The 19,558-nt window shown below is 66.2% G+C and carries 16 protein-coding genes; 8 read left to right on the top strand and 8 right to left on the bottom strand.

The genetic code is table 11. From position 1 onward, the window contains the following. Positions 1-113 precede the first annotated feature (113 nt). The 8 genes from map (at position 114) to AC3WOS_RS11360 (ending at position 9,266) form a co-directional block, all read left to right on the top strand. Entirely contained in the window at positions 114-932 is an 819-nt protein-coding gene (gene map / locus AC3WOS_RS11395; protein ID WP_492716058.1) for a type I methionyl aminopeptidase, read from the top strand. A 20-nt stretch (positions 933-952) separates the two neighbouring features. Next, positions 953-3,520, top strand: a complete 2,568-nt coding sequence (locus AC3WOS_RS11390) for a [protein-PII] uridylyltransferase (RefSeq protein ID WP_492716057.1) — start codon at positions 953-955, stop codon at positions 3,518-3,520. 31 nt (positions 3,521-3,551) lie between these two features. Further along, positions 3,552-4,301, top strand: a complete 750-nt coding sequence (locus tag AC3WOS_RS11385) for a pseudouridine synthase (protein ID WP_492716056.1) — start codon at positions 3,552-3,554, stop codon at positions 4,299-4,301. 249 nt (positions 4,302-4,550) lie between these two features. Further along, complete coding sequence (locus tag AC3WOS_RS11380) at positions 4,551-5,222, top strand: flagellar brake protein (RefSeq protein WP_492716150.1); 672 nt, start codon at positions 4,551-4,553, stop codon at positions 5,220-5,222. 245 nt (positions 5,223-5,467) lie between these two features. Further along, complete coding sequence (locus AC3WOS_RS11375; RefSeq protein ID WP_492716054.1) at positions 5,468-6,037, top strand: PEP-CTERM sorting domain-containing protein; 570 nt, start codon at positions 5,468-5,470, stop codon at positions 6,035-6,037. A 103-nt stretch (positions 6,038-6,140) separates the two neighbouring features. Then, positions 6,141-6,560 carry a hypothetical protein gene (locus AC3WOS_RS11370; protein WP_492716053.1) on the top strand — a complete coding sequence of 140 codons (420 nt, stop codon included), beginning with the start codon at positions 6,141-6,143 and terminating at the stop codon, positions 6,558-6,560. 99 nt (positions 6,561-6,659) lie between these two features. Beyond that, a complete protein-coding gene (locus AC3WOS_RS11365; protein WP_492716052.1) occupies positions 6,660-7,001 on the top strand; it encodes a phasin family protein in 342 nt (113 codons plus the stop codon). A 51-nt stretch (positions 7,002-7,052) separates the two neighbouring features. After that, positions 7,053-9,266, top strand: a complete 2,214-nt coding sequence (locus AC3WOS_RS11360; protein WP_492716051.1) for a DUF3141 domain-containing protein — start codon at positions 7,053-7,055, stop codon at positions 9,264-9,266. Positions 9,267-9,272: 6 nt separating this feature from the next. Here the strand turns inward: AC3WOS_RS11360 and AC3WOS_RS11355 are convergent, their stop codons facing one another. The 8 genes from AC3WOS_RS11355 to smc all read right to left on the bottom strand — a co-directional run bounded on the left by AC3WOS_RS11355 (position 9,273) and on the right by smc (position 19,422). Further along, positions 9,273-9,548: a type II toxin-antitoxin system RelE/ParE family toxin gene (locus AC3WOS_RS11355; protein WP_492716050.1), complete on the bottom strand. Its 276-nt coding sequence runs from the start codon at positions 9,546-9,548 to the stop codon at positions 9,273-9,275. Beyond that, positions 9,548-9,823 carry a CopG family ribbon-helix-helix protein gene (locus AC3WOS_RS11350; RefSeq protein ID WP_492716049.1) on the bottom strand — a complete coding sequence of 92 codons (276 nt, stop codon included), beginning with the start codon at positions 9,821-9,823 and terminating at the stop codon, positions 9,548-9,550. Before AC3WOS_RS11350 ends, AC3WOS_RS11355 begins: the two co-directional genes overlap by 1 nt. Before the next feature lie 84 nt (positions 9,824-9,907). Beyond that, positions 9,908-10,861 (bottom strand): ion channel, encoded by a 954-nt coding sequence (locus tag AC3WOS_RS11345; RefSeq protein ID WP_492716048.1) that lies wholly within the window; start codon positions 10,859-10,861, stop codon positions 9,908-9,910. A 10-nt stretch (positions 10,862-10,871) separates the two neighbouring features. Next, the gene (def, locus tag AC3WOS_RS11340; RefSeq protein ID WP_492716047.1) at positions 10,872-11,408 is read right to left on the bottom strand and encodes a peptide deformylase; all 537 of its coding nucleotides are present in this window, start codon (positions 11,406-11,408) and stop codon (positions 10,872-10,874) included. After that, positions 11,405-12,319 (bottom strand): UTP--glucose-1-phosphate uridylyltransferase GalU, encoded by a 915-nt coding sequence (galU, locus tag AC3WOS_RS11335; RefSeq protein ID WP_492716046.1) that lies wholly within the window; start codon positions 12,317-12,319, stop codon positions 11,405-11,407. Before galU ends, def begins: the two co-directional genes overlap by 4 nt. After that, a complete protein-coding gene (gene ligA / locus AC3WOS_RS11330) occupies positions 12,316-14,757 on the bottom strand; it encodes an NAD-dependent DNA ligase LigA (protein ID WP_492716045.1) in 2,442 nt (813 codons plus the stop codon). Before ligA ends, galU begins: the two co-directional genes overlap by 4 nt. Before the next feature lie 10 nt (positions 14,758-14,767). Next, positions 14,768-15,898, bottom strand: a complete 1,131-nt coding sequence (locus AC3WOS_RS11325) for a cell division protein ZipA C-terminal FtsZ-binding domain-containing protein (protein ID WP_492716044.1) — start codon at positions 15,896-15,898, stop codon at positions 14,768-14,770. Continuing rightward, complete coding sequence (smc, locus tag AC3WOS_RS11320) at positions 15,895-19,422, bottom strand: chromosome segregation protein SMC (protein ID WP_492716043.1); 3,528 nt, start codon at positions 19,420-19,422, stop codon at positions 15,895-15,897. The genes AC3WOS_RS11325 and smc overlap by 4 nt, the downstream gene beginning before the upstream one ends. Between the last annotated feature and the right edge of the window lie 136 nt (positions 19,423-19,558).

Here is a 19,558-nt window from a genome sequence, read left to right as displayed (position 1 = left end):
GCGCGCCGCCTCGTTTATAATCACGCAGTATTGCACGCCGCGAGCACGAACCTGACGTTCGGCATGCTCGCCGCCTGCGTTTTTTCCGTTTACTTTGCAGATTGCGATCCACTATGTCTATTACCATCAACACCGCCGAAGACATCGCCGGCATGCGCGTGGCCGGCCGCCTGGGCTCCGAGGTGCTGGACTATATCACCCCCTTCATCAAGGCCGGCGTCACCACCGGCGAGCTGGATCGCCTGTGCCATGAATACATGGTCAACGTGCAGGGCACCATCCCGGCCCCGCTCAACTACTGCCCGCCCGGCTACACGCCGTTCCCGAAAGCGATCTGCACCTCCGTCAACGACGTGATCTGCCACGGCATCCCCGGCGACAAGGTGCTCAAGAACGGCGACGTGGTCAACCTCGACATCACCGTCATCAAGGACGGCTACCATGGCGACAACAGCCGCATGTTCTTCATCGGCGAGCCGTCCATCCTGGCCAAGCGGCTGTCGGACATCACCTATGAATGCATGTGGCTGGGCATCGCCAAGGTCAAGCCGGGAGCCCACCTGGGCGACATCGGCCACGCCATCCAGCAGCACGCGGAAAAGGCCGGCTACAGCGTGGTGCGCGAATTCTGCGGCCACGGCATCGGCAAGGTGTTCCATACCGAGCCGCAGGTGCTGCACTATGGCCGTCCCGGCACGCTGGAGGAACTCAAGGCCGGCATGATCTTCACCATCGAACCGATGATCAACGCCGGCAAGCGCGAAATTCGCGAGATGGGCGACGGCTGGACCATCAAGACCAAGGACCGCAGCCTGTCGGCCCAGTGGGAGCACACCATCCTGGTGACCGACACCGGCTACGAGGTGCTGACCCTGTCGGCCGGCAGCCCGCCGCCGCCAGCCTTCATCACCGGCGCCGCCGTGGCAGCGTAAGCCAGATGCCGGCCGCCGCGATGAAGAAGGACCTCAGGGAGCAGCTCAAGCGCCAGCTCAAGGCCGACCGCCAGCTCGTCATCGCCGGCTTCCAGGCCGACGGCATGCCCGAAAAGCTGCTGCGCAACCTGCGCCAGAGCGTGGACGCCGTGCTGACCCAGGCCTGGCACGCGGCCGCGCTGCCGCCCGACACCGCCCTGGTGGGCGTGGGCGGCTACGGGCGCGGCGAACTGTTCCCCCACTCCGACGTCGACCTGCTGATCCTGCTGGCGCAGGCGCCCGACGACGACACCCGCGGCAAGCTCGAGGAACTGGTGCAGCTGCTGTGGGACCTGGGGCTCGAGATTGGCCACAGCATCCGCACCGTGGACGAGTGCATGACCGAGTCGCAGGCCGACATCACGGTGCAAACCAGCCTGCTCGAGGCGCGCCTGATCTGCGGCGACCTGCCCCTGTTCGAACAGCTGCAGCGGCGCTACGACGCGGCCATGGACCCGCAAGCGTTCTTCCACGCCAAGATGCTCGAGATGCGCCAGCGCCACGCCAAGTACGAGGACACGGCCTACAGCCTGGAGCCGAACTGCAAGGAAAGCCCGGGCGGCCTGCGCGACCTGCAGGTGATCCTGTGGATGGTCAAGGCGGCCGGGCTGGCCAACTCGTGGCGCACGCTGGCCACCTCGGGCCTGATCACCCAGACCGAGGCCAAGCAGCTGATGGAGAAGGAGCGCGCCTTCAAGGACATCCGGGTGCGATTGCACCTGCACGCGGGCCGGCGCGAGGACCGCCTGGTGTTCGACGTGCAGACGGCCATCGCCGAGACGCTGGGCTTCCAGGCCACCGGCAGCGGCATCAACATGCGCCGCGCCAGCGAGTACCTGATGCAGCGCTACTACTGGGCCGCCAAGACCGTCACCCAGCTCAACACCATCCTGCTGCAGAACATCGAGGAACGGCTGTTCCCGCAGTCGGGCGTGGCCGTGCCCATCAACGCGCGCTTTAACGAGTTGAACGGCTTCATCGACATGAACGACGACGACACGTTCGAGCGCACCCCGTCGGCCATGCTGGAGATCTTCCTGCTGATGACGGAGCGCCCCGCGCTCAAGGGCATGACCTCGCGCACCATGCGCGCGCTGTGGCACGAGCGCTTCAAGATCGACGCCGGCTTCCGCCAGGACCCCGTCAACCGCGCGCTGTTCCTGCGCATCCTGCAGGCGCCGGTGGGCATCATCCACACGCTGCGGCGCATGAACGACCTGTCGGTGCTGGGGCGCTACCTGCCCAACTTCCGCAAGATCGTGGGCCAGATGCAGCACGACCTGTTCCACGTCTACACGGTCGACCAGCACATCCTGATGGTGGTGCGCAACATGCGCCGCTTCACCATGACCGAGCACGCGCACGAATACCCGTTCTGCAGCCAGCTGATGGCCAACTTCGCGCAACCGTGGCTGCTGTACGTGGGCGCCCTGTTCCACGACATCGCCAAGGGCCGCGGCGGCGACCATTCCAAGCTCGGCACGGTGGACGCGGCCCAGTTCTGCCACGACCACGGCATGAGCGAGGAAGACACGCAACTGGTGGTATTCCTGGTCGAGAACCACCTGACCATGTCGCAGGTGGCGCAGAAGCAGGACCTGTCGGACCCGGACGTGATCGCCGCCTTCGCCGCCCTGGTGCGCGACGAGCGGCACCTGACGGCGCTCTACCTGCTGACGGTGGCCGACATCCGCGGCACCAGCCCCAAGGTGTGGAACGCGTGGAAGGCCAAGCTGCTCGAAGACCTGTACCGCATCACGCTGCGCGTGCTGGGCGGCGAGCCCCACTCGGCCGACCGCGAACTGAAGAACCGCCAGCAGGAAGCGCTGGCCACGCTGCGCCTGTACGGCCTGCCGCCGGACGCCCACGAGGCGCTGTGGCAGCAGCTCGACGTGGCCTACTTCCTGCGCCACGACGCCTCCGACATCGCCTGGCAGACGCGCGCCCTGTACAACCGCATGGACAGCGCCCAGCCGGTCGTCAAGTGCCGCCTGGCGCCCATCGGCGAAGGCTTGCAGGTGGCCGTCTATGTGCGCGACCAGGCCGACCTGTTCGCCCGCATCTGCGGCTATTTCGACCGCAAGAACTTCAGCATCCTGGACGCCAAGATCCACACCACGCGCCATGGCTACGCGCTCGACACCTTCCTAGTCACGGAGCAGAGCTTCGCCAAGAGCTACCGCGACATCATCAGCCTGATCGAGCACGAACTGGGCGAGCTGCTGACCACCCAGACGGCGCTGCCGGCGCCCGGCAAGGGCCGCCTGTCGCGCCTGTCGCGCAGCTTCCCGATCCAGCCCACGGTCGATTTGCGGCCCGACGAGCGGGGCCAGTACTACCTGCTGTCGATCGCGGCCAACGACCGCACCGGCCTGCTGTACGCGATCGCCAACGTGCTCACCAAGTACAAGATCAACCTGCACACGGCCAAGGTGATGACGCTGGGCGAGCGGGTCGAGGATGTGTTCCTGGTCGACGGCGCCGCCCTCAGCAACGCCCGCCTGCAGCTGCAGCTGGAAACCGATTTACTGGACGCGCTCAAGGTATGAGCCGTCCTTCCTACCTGAGAAATAACGCAACATGAGTGAAGAATTATTACGCCTGTCCAAACGCATGTCCGAACTGGGCCTGTGCTCGCGGCGCGAAGCGGACGAATGGATCGCCCGCGGCTGGGTGCGGGTGGACGGCAAGGTGGTGTCCGAACTGGGCAGCAAGGTCTACCCCAGCCAGCGCGTCACCGTCGAGCGCCAGGCGGCGGCCGAGCAATCCAAGCGGGTGACGGTGCTGATCAACAAGCCCATGGGCTATGTGAGCGGCCAGGCCGAGGACGGCTACCAGCCGGCCGTGACCCTGATCAAGCCGGAGAACCGCTGGGCCGACGATCCGGCCACGGAACAGTTCCACCCGACCCAGTTGCGCAGCCTGGTGCCGGCCGGCCGGCTCGACATCGATTCCGTCGGCCTGCTGGTGCTGACCCAGGACGGGCGCGTGGCCAAGCAGCTGATCGGCCACGACACGGACATCGACAAGGAATACCTGGTGCGGGTGGAATACACGCGCCCCGGCAAGCTGCCTGAGGCGGACTTGAAAAAGCTCAACCATGGCCTGTGGATGGATGGCAAGCCGCTGCTGCCGGCCAAAGTGCGCTGGCAGAACGACGACCAGCTCAGCTTCACCTTGCGCGAAGGCAAGAAGCGCCAGATCCGCCGCATGTGCGACATGGTGGGCTTGAAGGTGGTGGGGTTGAAGCGGGTGCGTATCGGCAAGGTCAAGCTGGGCGACCTGCCCGTGGGCCAGTGGCGTTACCTGCGCCCGGACGAGCGCTTCTGAGCGCAGCGCCCCGCACAGCGCGTCCAAGACAAATGCCCATGGCGGCCGATTAGATGAAAAATTCTTGCTCTTTTGCAAGCCAATGCGAACAATAGTGGATAAACTAGCGTTGCAGTCCATCTTTTTCCCCAGCCAATTGCAAAGAGATACGCCGTCGTGAACAATCCGCTACCCAAAGACTTTCGTCGCGGCCCGCCCAGCCTGAAAGACGCACAGGAACCGATCGCCGCCGGCAGCAAGCCGCACGACATGACGGGCGAGCACGATATCGGTGACGCCCTGGCCATGCTGGCCGAGACGGGCGATCCCGTCTCCATCTACCCTCACAGCAGCACCAACGTCGTCATGGCGCGCATCCGCTCGGTGGACCCCGACCATCCCCATTTCGTGCTGGAACTGAACGAAGGGGAATACCTGCCGCCCGGCGAAGCCGTGTTCGTGGCCTGGCTGCGCAGCGCCAAGTTGCAATTCAAGCTCACTTCGCCCGACTGGGCGTGCCTGCCCAACCAGCCCACCCTGATACCGGCCGACTTCCCGGAAAAATGCCAGGTGCTGAACCGGCGCGCCACGCAGCGCCTGGAGACGCCGCTGGGCGTGTATTTCCTCGCCTCGTTCGTGCTCAACGGCAAGCCCTATGAATTGCAGCTGTACGATTTTTCCGCCGGCGGCGTGGGCATGCGCGCCGCCCCGCGCGACGCCGTCGGCCTGCACGTGGGACGCCGCCTGCAACGGGTGCGGCTCGAGCTGGGGCCGGACGCCGTCATGATCGCCGACCTGGAAATCCGCCTGTCGCGTACCTTCCGCTCCTTCCTGCTGGGCGAACAGGTACAGATCGGCTGCCAGTTTATCAACCTGTCGCCGATGATGCAGGAAGAGCTGGCCCGTCTGCTGCAAAAGTTGAGTGCCGAAAAGCACCGCTGAACGCCCGACGTCCCGCCCATGGGTACACAACATTTCTAGCGCGGCATCTTTATTGCTCCGAGATCCATTAAACAGGCACGAACACAACAAAAACTGCAAATATTTTTGTTTGCAGATAGCAAATTCCGTGAGTCTTATGATAACCTGACTTCGCTGCTTCCATTTCATACCACTGGCCATAAAGAAACGCAGCCAGACGACGAGCCTAGCCAGTCATTTATCACACTATAAACACGGGATATAACATGAACAACATCAAGACCAAAGCCGTTCGCCTGTCCCTGGCCGCCGCTGGCCTGGTTCTCGCCGCCTCGGCCCACGCTTCCGCCGCCTGGGTGGACGTCACCAGCCTCGTGACCAGCAGCATCGTCGGCGACATGGCTTCCTTCACGCTGGAGCCTGGCCACACGGCCACCTTCACCGACTTCGCGGCTTCGCCAGTGCAAGTGGGCTGGTACGCCGGCAACCTGCCCGGCGGCCAGGGCGCAGCCAACATCCTGAGCAAGATCAACGCCAGCAACCTGTTCGGCCTGCCAGGCGCGAACATCAGCTACGTCGGCGGCGCCGACAGCGTCTTCAACAGCGCCTCGATCTCGCTGGGCCAGCACTACGATTACCTGGCCGTGCACTTCTCCAGCGGCGAACTGCTGTTCCACTGGGCTGACGGCGCGCCTGTGCCATTCGTCATCAACAGCGACAAGCTGAGCAACTATCGCGCCTTCACCTCGCCAGTACCTGAGCCAGAAACCTACGGCATGCTGCTGGCTGGCCTGGGCCTGGTCGGCTTCCTGGCCCGCCGCCGCAAAGCTGCCTGACCGGCAACCGCCGCAAGAGTGCATCTCACGCCCCGCAAGGGGCGTTTTTTTGGCCCGCGATCGCGGTAGAATCGAATTCCGTCCCGCCCTCGCCCGCGCCGCCATGCCGCCAGCCTTGTCCTTTTCGATACGCCAGGAATGCCCGCCCGGCGCCTGCGTGTGCGGGCGCGACGCGCTGCTGGAGACGCTGGCGGCCGTGCCGGCAACGGATGTGCGCATCCTGCGCCTGACGCGGGAAGAGGAAAAGCGCCTGATCGCCCGCATCGAAGCCATCGCCAGCTACGACGAACTGCAGCACATGACGGCGCGCATGGACCAGCTGCTGGGCATGACCGTGCAGATCACGCCCAGCGTGCGCGGCGTGCGCACGGTGCGCGGCCTGGCCATCGAACTGGCCGACCGTCCCGGCCTGTGCCGCAAGACGCGACTGGCCATCCCGGCCGCCATCCGGCGCTGCCTGGACCGCCATCCCGACATCGTGTACGCGCTGCTGAACGCGCGCGACCTGCTGGGCGGCGCTTGACGGCGCATAGCGCGTGGCGCTTGCCCCCACCGGCGCGCCATGCCACAATGACCTCGCTCCATTCCGACACACTGTCAGCAAACCGCCCAGGAGGCATCCATGGTTTCAGCACTCGAACAGTTACCTGCCGCCGGTCAGGCGCAGGTGGAAGCGCAACTCAATTTCGTCACGTCCATGGCCCAGACCGGGGTCGACAGCATGGCCAAACTGGCGGCCCTCAACATGCAGGCCATCCGCGCCGTGCTGGATGAATACCCCAAAGCGATACAGCAGCGCCTGACGGCGACCACCCCGCAGGAATGGCTGGCCGCGGCCAGCGCCCAGGTCACACCCACGCTGGAACGGGCCATGGACTACAGCCGCCAGCTGGCCGAACTGACGCTGGAGACGCAAACGGCGATCGGCCGCGCGGCCCAGCAGGCCGGTGGCCACCAGCAGTAGACTGAGCGGCCGGGCAGCCGGCCACCGATTTCATCCCCCCGGGAGTGTTCCATGTCCCTGTCCGACCCGCCAGCCGGCTTGCCGGCCCTGCCCCCGCTCGCCTCGTCCGTCCTCGACTACTGGGTCGATGCGTGGCAGCGGGCCATCCTCACCTTCGATGTGCTGCGCGAGCGCGGCAACATCTACGCCGAACATGAGCAGTCGGGCAAGCCGCCCGTGCTGGTGTTCGACTACGACATCATCGTCGACGGCCGCAAGCTGGAGCGGCCGGCCAATTACGCGCTGGCCGCCATCAAGCCGCCGCCCGGTTGCCCGCCCACCGATCCCCACAAGCGCCCGTTCGTCGTGATCGACCCGCGCGCCGGCCACGGCCCCGGCATCGGCGGCTCCAAGATCGACAGCGAAATCGGCATCGCCCTGCGCCAGGGCCACCCGTGCTACTTCGTGATGTTCTTCCCCCAGCCGGTGCCGAACCAGACCATCGAATGCGTGACGGCGGCCGAACGGGTGTTCCTGGCCAAGGTCAACGAACTGCATCCGGGCGACGCCGGCAAGCCCTTCGTGATCGGCAACTGCCAGGGCGGCTGGGCCCTCATGATGCTGGCCGCGCTGGAGCCGGAACTGGTGGGGCCCATCCTGCTGGCCGGCTCGCCCATTTCCTACTGGTCCGGGGTGCACGGCAAATACCCGATGCGCTACACGGGCGGCCTGCTGGGCGGTACCTGGGCCGCCTCGCTGGCGGGCGACCTGGGCAACGGCAAGTTCGACGGCGCCCACCTGGTCAACAACTTCGAACAGCTGGACCCGGCCAACACCTACTGGAACAAGCCCTACGGCCTGTACGCCAAGGTCGACACGGAGCGCCAGCGCTTCCTCGAGTTCGAGCGGTGGTGGGGCGGCCACTTCCTGCTCAACAAGGAAGAGATGGAGTGGATCACCCAGAACCTGTTCGTCGGTAACCGCCTGAGCGCGGGCGAAATCTTCCATGACGACGGCCACAGCCAGATCAACCTGCGCCACATCCGCTCGCCCATCATCGTGTTCGCCTCCTGGGGCGACAACATCACGCCGCCCCAGCAGGCGCTGAACTGGATCCCCGACCTGTACGCCAACGCGGGCGAGATCCGCGACAACGAGCAGACCATCGTCTACTTCCTGCACGAGCACGTGGGCCACCTGGGCATCTTCGTGTCGGCCGGCGTGGCCAACCGCGAGCACACGGAACTGGCCAACGCGCTCGACCTGATCGACGTGCTGCCGCCCGGCCTGTACGAAGCCATCATCACCGACACCCACCCCGACATGCCGGGCCTGGAGTTCGCCAGCGGCCGCTATGTGATCCGCTTCGAGCCGCGCGAAGTGAGCGACATCCTGGCCCTGGGCGAAGGGCGCGACGACGAGCGCGCGTTCGAGGTGGTGCGGCGCGTGGCCCAGGTCAACCAGGCCATGTACGACCGCTTCGTGTCGCCGGCCGTGCGCGCCCTGTCCAACGAAACCACGGCCGCCCTGCACCGCAACCTCAACTCGGCCCGCCTGGAGCGCCACCTGATCTCGGACAGCAATCCCTTCGTCAAGGCCGTGGCGCCGCTGGCCGAAGCCGTGCGGGCCCAGCGCCGCCCGGTGGCGCCCGACAATCCCCTGCTGCTGGCCGAACAGCAGGCCAGCGCGGCGATCGGCCAGATGTGGGACAGCTACCGCGACCTGCGCGACAGCGCCTGCGAAAACCTGTTCAAGGCCGTGTACGAATCGCCGCTGACGGCGGCCCTGGTGGGGCTGGCGCCGTCCGCGCCCCATCTGCGCCGCCCGCGCGGGCGCAACCGCGAGCAGGACGAGCTGCTGCGCTTGCGGCGGGCCGAGCGCGAGACGTGGTTCGAGCGGGGCAGCCAGGAATCGGGCTTCCTGCGGCTGGTGATCTACGTGGCCAGCGGCGTGGGCGTGGTCGACAAGCGGCCCTATGACGGCATCCGCCAGCTGATGCGCGAACGTGGCCTGGACAAGACCATCACGCTCAACCAGCTCAAGCACGCCGTCAACCTGCAGGCCTACCTGGTGCGCCTCGACGAGGAGCGCGCCCTGCAAGGCTTGCGCGTGCTGCTGCCCACGCTGGCCCAGCGGCGCGAGGCCTTGCACCTGGCCCGCGGCCTGCTGGCGCGCAGCGGCCCGATCAAGGAAGAAAAGCGGCTGCGCCTGCAGCACGTGGCAGCCATCCTGCAGGTGGACGAGACGGCCCCGCCCGTCGTCAGCGAGCCGGGGCCGGAGATGTAGCGGCAGCTAACGATCCTCGCGCGTATGCCACAGCCGCAAAATAAATATTGTTGACGCTGCGATTTCATAGCGCAGCTCGTAGCGACCAACAAATATACGGCGGACTTCGCGCGGTTCGAATTCCTCCAGCCGCTCCCCGATGCGTGGATTCGCCGCCAGACTGCCTGCGGCGGCCGTCAACGATTGCACCGTGCGGGCGGCTGCCGGCCGGTTCACCATCGCCAGAAACTCGTGCAACCGCGTCAAATCGGAGAGCGCCTTACCAGTCCAGCGCAAATCCATCAGGGCACCAATGGTGCAGGCAATGGCTGTTCGGTCCCAAGGCTGTCAGCCCACGCCTGTACCGACTGGTGATCGATGACATGCCCCGCGTCCACGTCAGCCAACGCTTCGCGCGTCAGGCGGCTCCGCTCCTCCTCGAGGTCGACCCAGGCGCTAAGGGCTTGTTTGACTATCCAGCCACGCGAGCGTTCAAGACGCGCCGCCAGTTGATCGACCCTATCGGCCAACGGCACAGGTACATGTGCGGTAATCGCTTTAGTCTCGGTATGTGCCATGGCTGATTCCTTCAAATCGGTGACTTCGCCGGACCATTCTTGCATCGTCCCCCAGGGCTGTCAACCGCACCCCATCAAGCGCTATCAGCCCGGATGGGCCACGGCGGCGCCGGGCATGGTGCCGCCCAGGCTGCCGTCCGGGTGGATGTCGTGGAACTTGCTGAAGTCGAGGATGCGCACGTCGCCGTCGAGCTTGTCGGACAGGATGTCGGCGAAATGGTGGTTGAAGAAGATGTGCTCGGCCGAATAGCTCTGGCGTGCGTGGACGAAGTCGTTGAGCGTGTCGTCGGTGCCGGACACGCCCACCGTCAGCGTCGTGCCTTCGTTGATCAGGTCGCGCTGGGTCTTGCCCCACAGGGGGCTGCTCTCGTCGATGCGGTGCATGATGGTCCACGTGAGTGCGAACACGGTGGTCTGCTCGCGTTCCAGCTTGAGGTCGTAGAAGCGGGTAAACAGCTGGCCCTCCTGGGTGGTCTCGCGGCGCACCAGCGAGGCCCGCACGGACGCTTCCAGGATCAGGTTGGAGCGCTCGTTACCGGCCCGCAGCATCAGCGTGGGCACGCCGTTGAAGGGCGTGATGACGGCCGCGTCGGAGAACATGATGCGCGAGGTGGGACGGGAGAAGCGGGCGAACAGCAGGCCCGTCACGGTCGCCACCTCCACCATGCCCAGCATGATCTCGACCGACGCCACCACGTGGCCGTAGGTGTTCCCCGGATTCATGTAGCCATAGCCTACCGTGGCCAGGGTCTCGATCGAAAAGAACACCATGTCGAGGAAGGAGCCGGGGCGCGCGTTGGCCACCGATCCCGGCACCAGGTAGAAGGCGCCGGCGAACAGCAGGTTGGTCAGCACGTACAGCGTCGAGAACAGCAGGAAGAAGCGGCCCCACGTGAGCGTCAGCATCCAGTGGTAGATGTCGGCCCAGTACCAGCGCGGCAGGCCGATGCGCTTGATGCGCGAGTTCCCCATGCGGAAGGTGCCCCGTTCCGCCCCCACCTTGGGCCGCAACGGCCCCTTGACTGGCGCGACGCTCATCGTGGCCCGCTCATTCGTCGTCATTCGGATCGAGGTCGGGGAACATCACCTCGGTAAAGCCGAACCGGGAAAAGTCCTTGATGCGCATCGGGTACAGGATGCCGTGCAAGTGGTCCACCTCGTGCTGCACCACGCGCGCGTGGAAGCCGTCCACCTCGCGCACGATGGGCTGGTTGCACTGGTCCACGCCCACGTAGCGCAGCCGGGTCCAGCGCGGCACGCTGCCGCGCAGGCCGGGCACGGACAAACAGCCTTCAAAGCCTTCTTCCTGCTCGTCCGACAGCGGCGTGAGCACGGGGTTGATCAGCACCGTCTCGGGCACCTGGGGCGCGTCCGGATAGCGGGTGTTCTGCTTGAAACCGTAGATCACCAGCTGCAGGTTGACGCCGATCTGGGGCGCGGCCAGGCCGGCGCCGTTGGCCGCGTGCATGGTGTCGAACATGTCGGCGATCAGCCGCTCCATCTCCGGCGTGCCGAACTCGCGCACCGGTTCGGCCACCCGCAGCAGGCGCGGGTCGCCCATCTTGAGGATCTCGCGCACGGTCATGGCTGGCCACCCGGATTTTCACTCTTGAGTTCACACTGGACCTGGCGCAGGAAGGCGCAATAGGCGTCGCCCGTCTCCGGGTGCTTCAGGCCCATGGCGGTGGTGGCCTTGAGGTAGCCCAGCTTGGAGCCACAGTCGTAGCGCTGGCCCTGGTAGCGGTAGGCCAGCACGCGTTCATCCTTCATCAGGGCGGCGATGCCGTCTGTCAGCTGGATTTCGCCGCCCGTGCCCGTGCCGAGGTGCTCCAGGTAGTCGAAGATGCGGGCCGACAGCACATAGCGCCCCACCACGGCCAGCGTGGATGGCGCGTCTTCCGGCTGCGGCTTTTCCACGATGCCGTGCACCAGCTCCAGGTTGGGCTGGTAGGCCGAGGCGCTGACGATGCCGTACTGCCGCGTCTCGTTGCGGGCCACGTTCTGCACGGCCAGCACGCTGCAGCGCTCGTAGGCGTACAGGTCCGTCATCTGGGCCAGCACCGGCTTGACGCCGTCGGGCGTGTCCATGAAGTCGTCGGCCAGCAGCACGGCGAACGGATCGCTGCCCACCACGGGGCGGGCGCACAGCACGGCATGGCCCAGCCCCAACGGCGCGCTCTGGCGGATGTAGATGCAGTTGACGTGCTTGGGGATGACGTTCTGGACGAATTCGAGCAGCTGGGTCTTGCCGGCCGCCTCCAGTTCCGACTCCAGTTCGTACGCCTTGTCGAAGTGGTCCTCGATGGCGCGCTTGTTGCGGCCCGTGATGAAGATCAGTTCCGTGATGCCGGCCGCCACCGCCTCTTCCACCGCGTACTGGATCAGGGGCTTGTCCACGATGGGCAGCATCTCCTTGGGCTGGGCCTTGGTCGCGGGCAGGAAACGGCTGCCCAATCCTGCCACCGGGAATACTGCCTTGGTAATTTTCTTCGTCATTGCGTGCTTCCGTGTGTTGCGGCAGCCGCGGCGGGCTGCCCTGGTGTTGCTAATGGTGTCAATGGTGCCGATGGTGCCGAGGATGCCAATAATGCCAGCAAGCCGGCTTCGTCGAGAATCGCCAGATCAAGTTCCTGCGCCTTGGCCAGTTTGCTGCCGGCGTCGGCGCCGGCCACCACATAGCCGGTCTTCTTCGACACGGAACCGGCCACGCGGCCGCCGGCCGCCTCGATCAGGGCCGCCGCCTCGTCGCGGCTCAGGTTGGGCAAGGTGCCCGTCAGCACGAAGGTCTTGCCGCTGAGCGCACTCTCGGTCACGACGGCCGCCTCCGGCAACTGGGCCAGCAAGTCCGTGCGCAAGGCGTCCAGCGCCAGCAGCTGCGCGCGGTGGCCCGGCTGTTCCATCCAGTCGCGCAGCGCCTCGGCCACGGCGGCCGGCAGGCCGAACACGTCGAATATCTTCAGGTAGGCCAGCGCTTCCAGCGTGACGCCCTGCTCCACCAGCTGCTTGCTGCGCGGCTCCGTCAGCTTGGGAATGGCCAGCGCGGCCAGCAGCTTGACCGGATCGAGCCGTTCGCGCAGCTTGGCGCTGGGCGCATGCTCGCCCTGCGGCTGCACACCCTCGGCCAGCAAGGCGTCGATGGCTTGCTGGTTCTTGGCTTCGGCGAAGAAGTCGGCGATGGATACCGCCACCGTGCCGCCGATGTCGGGCAGCACGCGCAGCAGCGCCACCGGGGCGCGCCGCACCAGCTCGAAGCGGCCCAGCCATTCGGCCAGGGTCTTGGCCGTCGATTCGCCCACGTGGCGTATGCCCAGCCCGAACAGCAGGCGCTCCAGCGGCGGGCGCTTGGTGGCGGCGATCGCTTCCAGCAGGTTCTCGGCCCACTTGGTGGCCACCTTGCCCTGCTGTACCGTCTCCGGTGTGGTGCCGTCCCGTTCGTCGGCCAGGCGCTTCATCTTGAGCAAATCGTCCAGCGTCAGGCGGTACAAGTCCGACACGCCGTGCACCAGGCCCGCTTCCACCAGGTTGTCGATGTAGCGGTCGCCCAGGCCTTCGATGTCCATCATGCGCCGGCCCGCGAAGTGGCGGATGGCCTCCTTGCGCTGGGCCGAGCAGAACAGGCCGCCGGAGCAGCGGGCGATGGCTTCATCTTCCTCGCGCACCACGTGCGAGCCGCACACGGGGCAGTGTTTCGGCAGTTCATAGGGCGGCGGGGCCGGCTCCGGGCGCTTGTCGAGCACCACGGCCAGCACTTCGGGGATCACGTCGCCGGCGCGGCGCACGATCACCGTGTCGCCCACCCGCACGTCCTTGCGCCGCACTTCGTCCTCGTTGTGCAGCGTGGCGTTGGTGACGTTGACGCCGCCCACGAACACGGACGCGAGCCGGGCCACAGGCGTGATGGCGCCCGTGCGGCCCACCTGCACCTCGATCGCCTGCACCGTCGTCAGCGCCTCCTCGGCGGGGAACTTGTGGGCCAGCGCGAACCGCGGCGCGCGCGACACGAAGCCGAGCAGGCGCTGGTCGGCCAGCCGGTTGGCCTTGTACACCACGCCATCGATCTCGTACGGCATGGTGGGGCGGCTCGCGCCGATGGTGCGGTAGTAGCCGAGCAGGCCGTCCACGCCGCGCACCACGGACGCCTCGCGCGCCACGGGCAGGCCCAGCGTGCGATACCAGTCCAGCAGGGCCGAATGGGATTCGGGCATGGCCGCCCCTTCCAGCGCGCCGATGCCGTAGGCGAAAAAGCTCAGCTTGCGCTGGCTGGTGATGCGCGAATCGAGCTGGCGCAGGGTGCCGGCCGCCGCGTTGCGGGGGTTGACGAATTCCTTGTGGCCGGCCGCCCGCTGGCGCTCGTTCATGCGTTCGAAATCGGCCTTGAACATCAGCACTTCGCCGCGCACGTCCAGCACGGCCGGGGGCTGGGCCGTGGCCAGGCGCAGCGGGATGCTGCGGATGGTCTTGACGTTGGCCGTCACGTCCTCGCCCGTGTAGCCGTCGCCGCGCGTGGCCGCCTGCACCAGCACGCCGTCCACGTAGCGCAGGTTGATGGCCAGGCCGTCGTACTTGACCTCGGCCGCGTATTCCACCTGCACCGCGTCCAGCCCCTCGCGCACGCGGCGGTCGAAGTTGACGATGTCCTCGTCATTGAAACCGTTGTTGAGCGACAGCATGGGCACGGCGTGCGTGACCTGCTCGAACTGGGGCAGCGGCGGCGCGCCCACGCGCAGGGTGGGCGAATCGGGCTGGGCCAGCGCGGGATGGGCCGCTTCCAGCTGCTGCAGCTCCAGGAACAGCTTGTCGTATTCCGCGTCCGGGATGGTGGGCGCGTCCAGCACGTGATAGGCGTGCAGGTGCCGGTTCAGCTCAGCGCTGAGGGCGGCCATCCGCGCCGCGATCGCCGCCGTATCGTTAGTCTTGTGTTCCGTGTTGCTCATTACCCTACTTTCAGCTGAACAGGCGCAGCGCGCGGGTGGAACCGGCCGCAATGTCGGACGCCTCCATCTCGGCATAGAATTCCTGCACCTGACCTTTGATTTCTTCCAGTGCCGCATCGCTGAGCGGCGTGTTGTAGTCGTCCACGATGGTCGCGTCCAGCCGCGCCACCAGCGACTTGGCGCAGGCCACCATGGCGCCGAAGCCGTCGCGGGCCGGTGCCACGCAAGGCACGTCCAGCAGCAGCGTCAGGCGCGAGGTGGTTTCCTCGGCCAGCGTGACGTTGGTCGACAGCGAGAACAGGTGACCGCCCTCGCCGTCCGGCATCACGTAGCGGCCGTCGGGACGCACATCGAAGCCCTTCTTTTCCAGCGCCCCCAGCAGCGTGGCGATGGCCCATGGGGCGCCGTTGCTTTGCAAATTCACGCCCAGCTGTGCGTCGTGGCCGGCCACGAAACGGTGCAGGTTGCGGGCTTCGGCCATCACCTCGATCATGTCCGGGATTTCCGGCTCGGCGCCGATCTCGTCGGCCATGGCGCGCAGGCGCGTCACCAGTTCCGAGTATTCCAGTTCGTTCAGGGCCGTGGTGCGGCTGGCCAGCTGTACGCCGCCCTGCAGCTTGGTATAGACCCCGCCGTGCACGATAGGTTCCCATTCGCCGCTGACGGCCAGGCCGATGTAGTGCACCGGCTTGTTGCCCACCAGGCGCAGCGTCTGCAGCGCGGGCAGGATTTTCTCGCCCCGCACCGGGCCTTCCAGCGCCAGCGGCAGCAGGCAGTCGATCAGCGGATCGACCAGGCTGGTGGCCTGCTCGGCCGCGCTGGCCGCCGCTTCGGGCGTGCCCGCGCGCGCCTGGGCCGGCTCGCCGTCGCCGTGCATGGCGCCCGCCACGGCGGCCAGGGCGGCGGCCGCGGCCGTCGCCTCGCCGCCGGCCACGCCGGGCGCTTCGCCGTCGAGCGAGAAGCTCGGTTCGTGACGCACCACGGGGCTGTCGCCGGCCCGCATCAGCACGTCGTCATGGTCGGAGGCGAAGGCCCGTTCCACGCTTTTCTTGGCCTTGTATTCCTGCCACTTGTTGTAGCTGAACACGCCGACGATGAACACGCCGCCGGCACCGATTAAACTCAATTGAAGATCTGTCATGCTGCTTGTGCCTCGGAAGCAAAATTGGCGGCAGCTTCCATGTCCACCGCCACGATGCGCGATACGCCCTGCTCTTGCATCGTCACACCGATCAGTTGATTGGCCATCTCCATCGCAATCTTGTTGTGCGAGATGAAGAGGAATTGGGTCTGGTCCGACATGCGCTTGACCATCCTGCAAAAACGTTCTGTGTTGGCGTCGTCCAGCGGTGCGTCGACCTCGTCGAGCAGGCAGAACGGCGCCGGGTTGAGGCGGAACATGGAAAACACCAGGGCCGTCGCCGTCAGCGCTTTTTCGCCGCCCGACAACAGGTGGATGGTGGCGTTCTTCTTGCCCGGCGGCTGCGCCATCACCTGCACGCCGGCGTCGAGGATTTCATCGCCCGTCATGATCAGCCTGGCCTGGCCGCCGCCGAACAGGATGGGGAACAGCTCGGAGAAGTGGCCGTTGACGCGGTCGAAAGTGTCTTGCAGCAGGTCGCGCGTTTCCTTGTCGATCTTTTGGATCGCATCTTCCAGCGTGTTGATGGCCTCGGTCAGGTCCGCGTTCTGGGCGTCCAGGAACTGCTTGCGTTCGGACGCCTGGGCCAGCTCGTCGAGGGCGGCCAGGTTGACGGCGCCCAGGCCGGCGATGGCATTGCTCAGCCGCGTCACCTCGCCCTGCAGGTAGGACGGCTTCATGTCCGGATGCAGCTTCTCCGACAGGGCCGCCTCGTCCGCGTTCACTTCGGCCAGCTGGGCCGCGTACTGCTCCTGGTTCAGGCGCGCGGCCTGTTCCTTGAGCTGCATTTCCATGATCTTGTCGCGCTGCGGCTGCAGGCTGCGTTCGGCCTGCATGCGCTGCTCTTCGGACGAACGCAGCTGCTGGGTGATCTGGTCCAGTTCGTGACGGGCGTCGGACAGGGCTTTTTCCTGTTCCGTGCGCCGCTGCAGCAAGTCCTGCAGGCCGTCGTTGGCCGCGCCCGCTTCCAGGCTGGCCAGTTCCTGCTGGCCGGCCAACAGGCTGGCCGCCACCTGGGCCGCCTGGGTGGTGGCGGTGGCGATATTGCGGCGCAATTCCTCGATCTTGCTGCGCTGCGATTTCTCGGCGAACTGCGCTTCCTGCGCCGCCCGTTCCAGCTCGCGCAACTGCTCGCGGGCGTCGGCCAGGCGCTGTTCCTGCTGCAGGAAGGCCGTCTGGCCGTCCTCGTGCTCGCCTTGCAGATTGCCCAGTTCCATGTCGAGCTGCTCGAATTTCTCTTCCGACTCCAGCTTGACCTGCATCTGCTCCGCTTCCTGGGCCGCGATCTCGGCCAGGTCGGTCTCGATCTGGCCGCTGCGCTGGTTGAAGCGCGCCTCGACCTCGGACAGCTTGACCACTTCCAGCTGCAGCGTATGCACGGACTGGGTCAGGCTCTGGTTGCGGGCCCGGTACTCGGTCAGCTGGCGGCCCTGGTTGGCCACGGCCGCGTCGGCCCGCACGGCGCGCGCGCGCGCCTCGTCGGCCAGCATCTGCTGGGCCCGCAATTGCTTGCTGATGTTGTCGATTTCCTGCTGGCGGCCCAGCATGCCGTCCTGCTCGGCGTCGGCCGCGTAAAAGCGCACGCTGCCCTGGGTGATCACATGGCCCTGGCGCGTGACGAAGCTGCCGCCGGCCGGCAGCTTGCTGCGCTCGGCGAAGGCGCTGGCCGTGTCCTCGGCCAGGTAGACGTTGTGCAGCCAGTCCTGCAGCACGGCGCGCAGGCCCGGATCGTTGAGCTTGAGCAGGCTCAGGAACGGGGTCAGGCCGGCAATCTCCAGCGCGGCCGGCGGCACCGCCGTGGACGGCGCGTACAGGGCCAGCTTGGCCGGCGGCGCATCGCTGAAGAAAGCCTTGGCCCAGTCGATATTGGACATCTGCAGGGCCGAGGTGCGCTCGCGCAGCACGGACTCGAGCGCCGTCTCCCAGCCCGCTTCGATGTTGAGTTTTTGCCACAGGCGGGGCAGCGTGTCGAGCTCGTGCTTTTGCAGCCAGGGCTGGACCTTGCCCTGGGTTTGCACCCGCTCCTGCATCTGGCGCAGCGCGTTCAGGCGCGCTTCGAGCTGGGCGTTGGCGGCCGTTTCCGTATTGACCTGGGTTTGCGCGGCCTGGCGTTCCTGTTCCAGTTTCGGCTGCTGTTCCAGCGCCTCTTCCAGCTGGTAGCCCAGCTCTTCCAGCGCCTGCTGCTTTTCCTCCAGCTGCAGTTTCAAATTGGCCAGGTGGCTGCCGTCGGGCAGGCTCAGGCCGTTCTTTTCCTGCTGCAAGCGCTCGCGCCGCGTGGCCAGGCCGGACAGGATGTTGGACGCATTGCGCTGGTGGGCCGATTCCAATTCGAGCTGCTGCTGGGCCTGCATGATGCGGGCCCGCGATTCCGTGCTCTTGACCTGGGCTGCGCGCCAGGCCTGGTCCAGCGCCGGCAAGGCTTCGGCCTTCTGCTCGGCCATCATCTGCGACTGTTCGACCTTGGCCGACAACTCTTCCAGGTTAAATTCCGCTTCCTCGATCTGCTCCATGTATTCCTGGGCCTGGCTCTGCCACTGGTCGCGCTGGGCCGTCAGGGTGGCCAGCTGCGATTGCAGGCGGGTGCGCGATTCGAGCACGAACTTGATCTGCGCTTCCAGGCTGCCGATCTCGGCGTTGGTCTGGTACAGGTGGCCCTGGGCCGTGTGCAGCCGGTCGCCCACGGCGAAGTGGGCCTGGCGCATCTGCTCCAGCGACAGTTCCACATGGCGCAGCTTGGCCGTCTGCTCTTCGAGGTCGGTCTGGGCCTGCTCCATGTCACGGAAATATTTCTTCTGCTCGTTTTCCGCTTCCGTCTTGCGCAGCAGCCACAGCAATTTCTGCTTTTCTTCCTGGTCCGCCTGCAGCGCGTGGAACTTGGTGGCCACGGCCGCCTGCGCTTCCAGCTTTTCCAGGTTGGCGTTCAGCTCGCGCAGGATGTCTTCCACCCGCAGCAGGTTTTCGCGCGTATCGTGCAGCCGGTTTTCCGTTTCGCGCCGGCGTTCCTTGTACTTGGACACGCCGGCCGCCTCCTCCAGGAACACCCGCAGCTCTTCCGGGCGCGACTCGATGATGCGCGAAATCATGCCCTGGCCGATGATGGCGTAGGCGCGCGGACCCAGGCCCGTACCGAGGAAGATGTCCTGGATGTCGCGCCGCCGCACGGGCTGGCCATTGATGTAGTAGGTCGAGGTGCCGTCGCGCGTGAGCGTGCGCTTGACGGCAATTTCCGCGTACTGGCCCCACTGGCCCGAGGCCTTGCCGTCGTTGTTGTCGAATACCAACTCGACCGAGGCCCGCCCGGCCGGCTTGCGGTGGGTGGAACCGTTGAAAATCACGTCCTGCATGGACTCGCCGCGCAGTTCCGACGCCTTCGATTCGCCCAGCACCCAGCGCACGGCGTCGATGATGTTCGACTTGCCGCAGCCGTTGGGACCGACCACACCGACCAGCTGACCCGGGACCTGGAAATTGGTGGGATCGACGAAAGACTTAAATCCCGACAATTTAATGGAAGATAAACGCACGTTGTGAACTGTTCTTCGCCGGCAGCGGCATTAAGTAAGCAATCGATGGTTCCGTTCGGGGTCCTGGCGGCAGGTGCCGCCCGTGTGAATTACCCCAATGAAAAGTGGCCTATCATACCATTTCAGCCACCCTTAC

The organism is Rugamonas sp. FW305-51, assembly GCF_058786935.1.
Note: the sequence above shows the minus strand (reverse complement) of the source record. Positions and strands in the feature narration are given on the sequence as shown.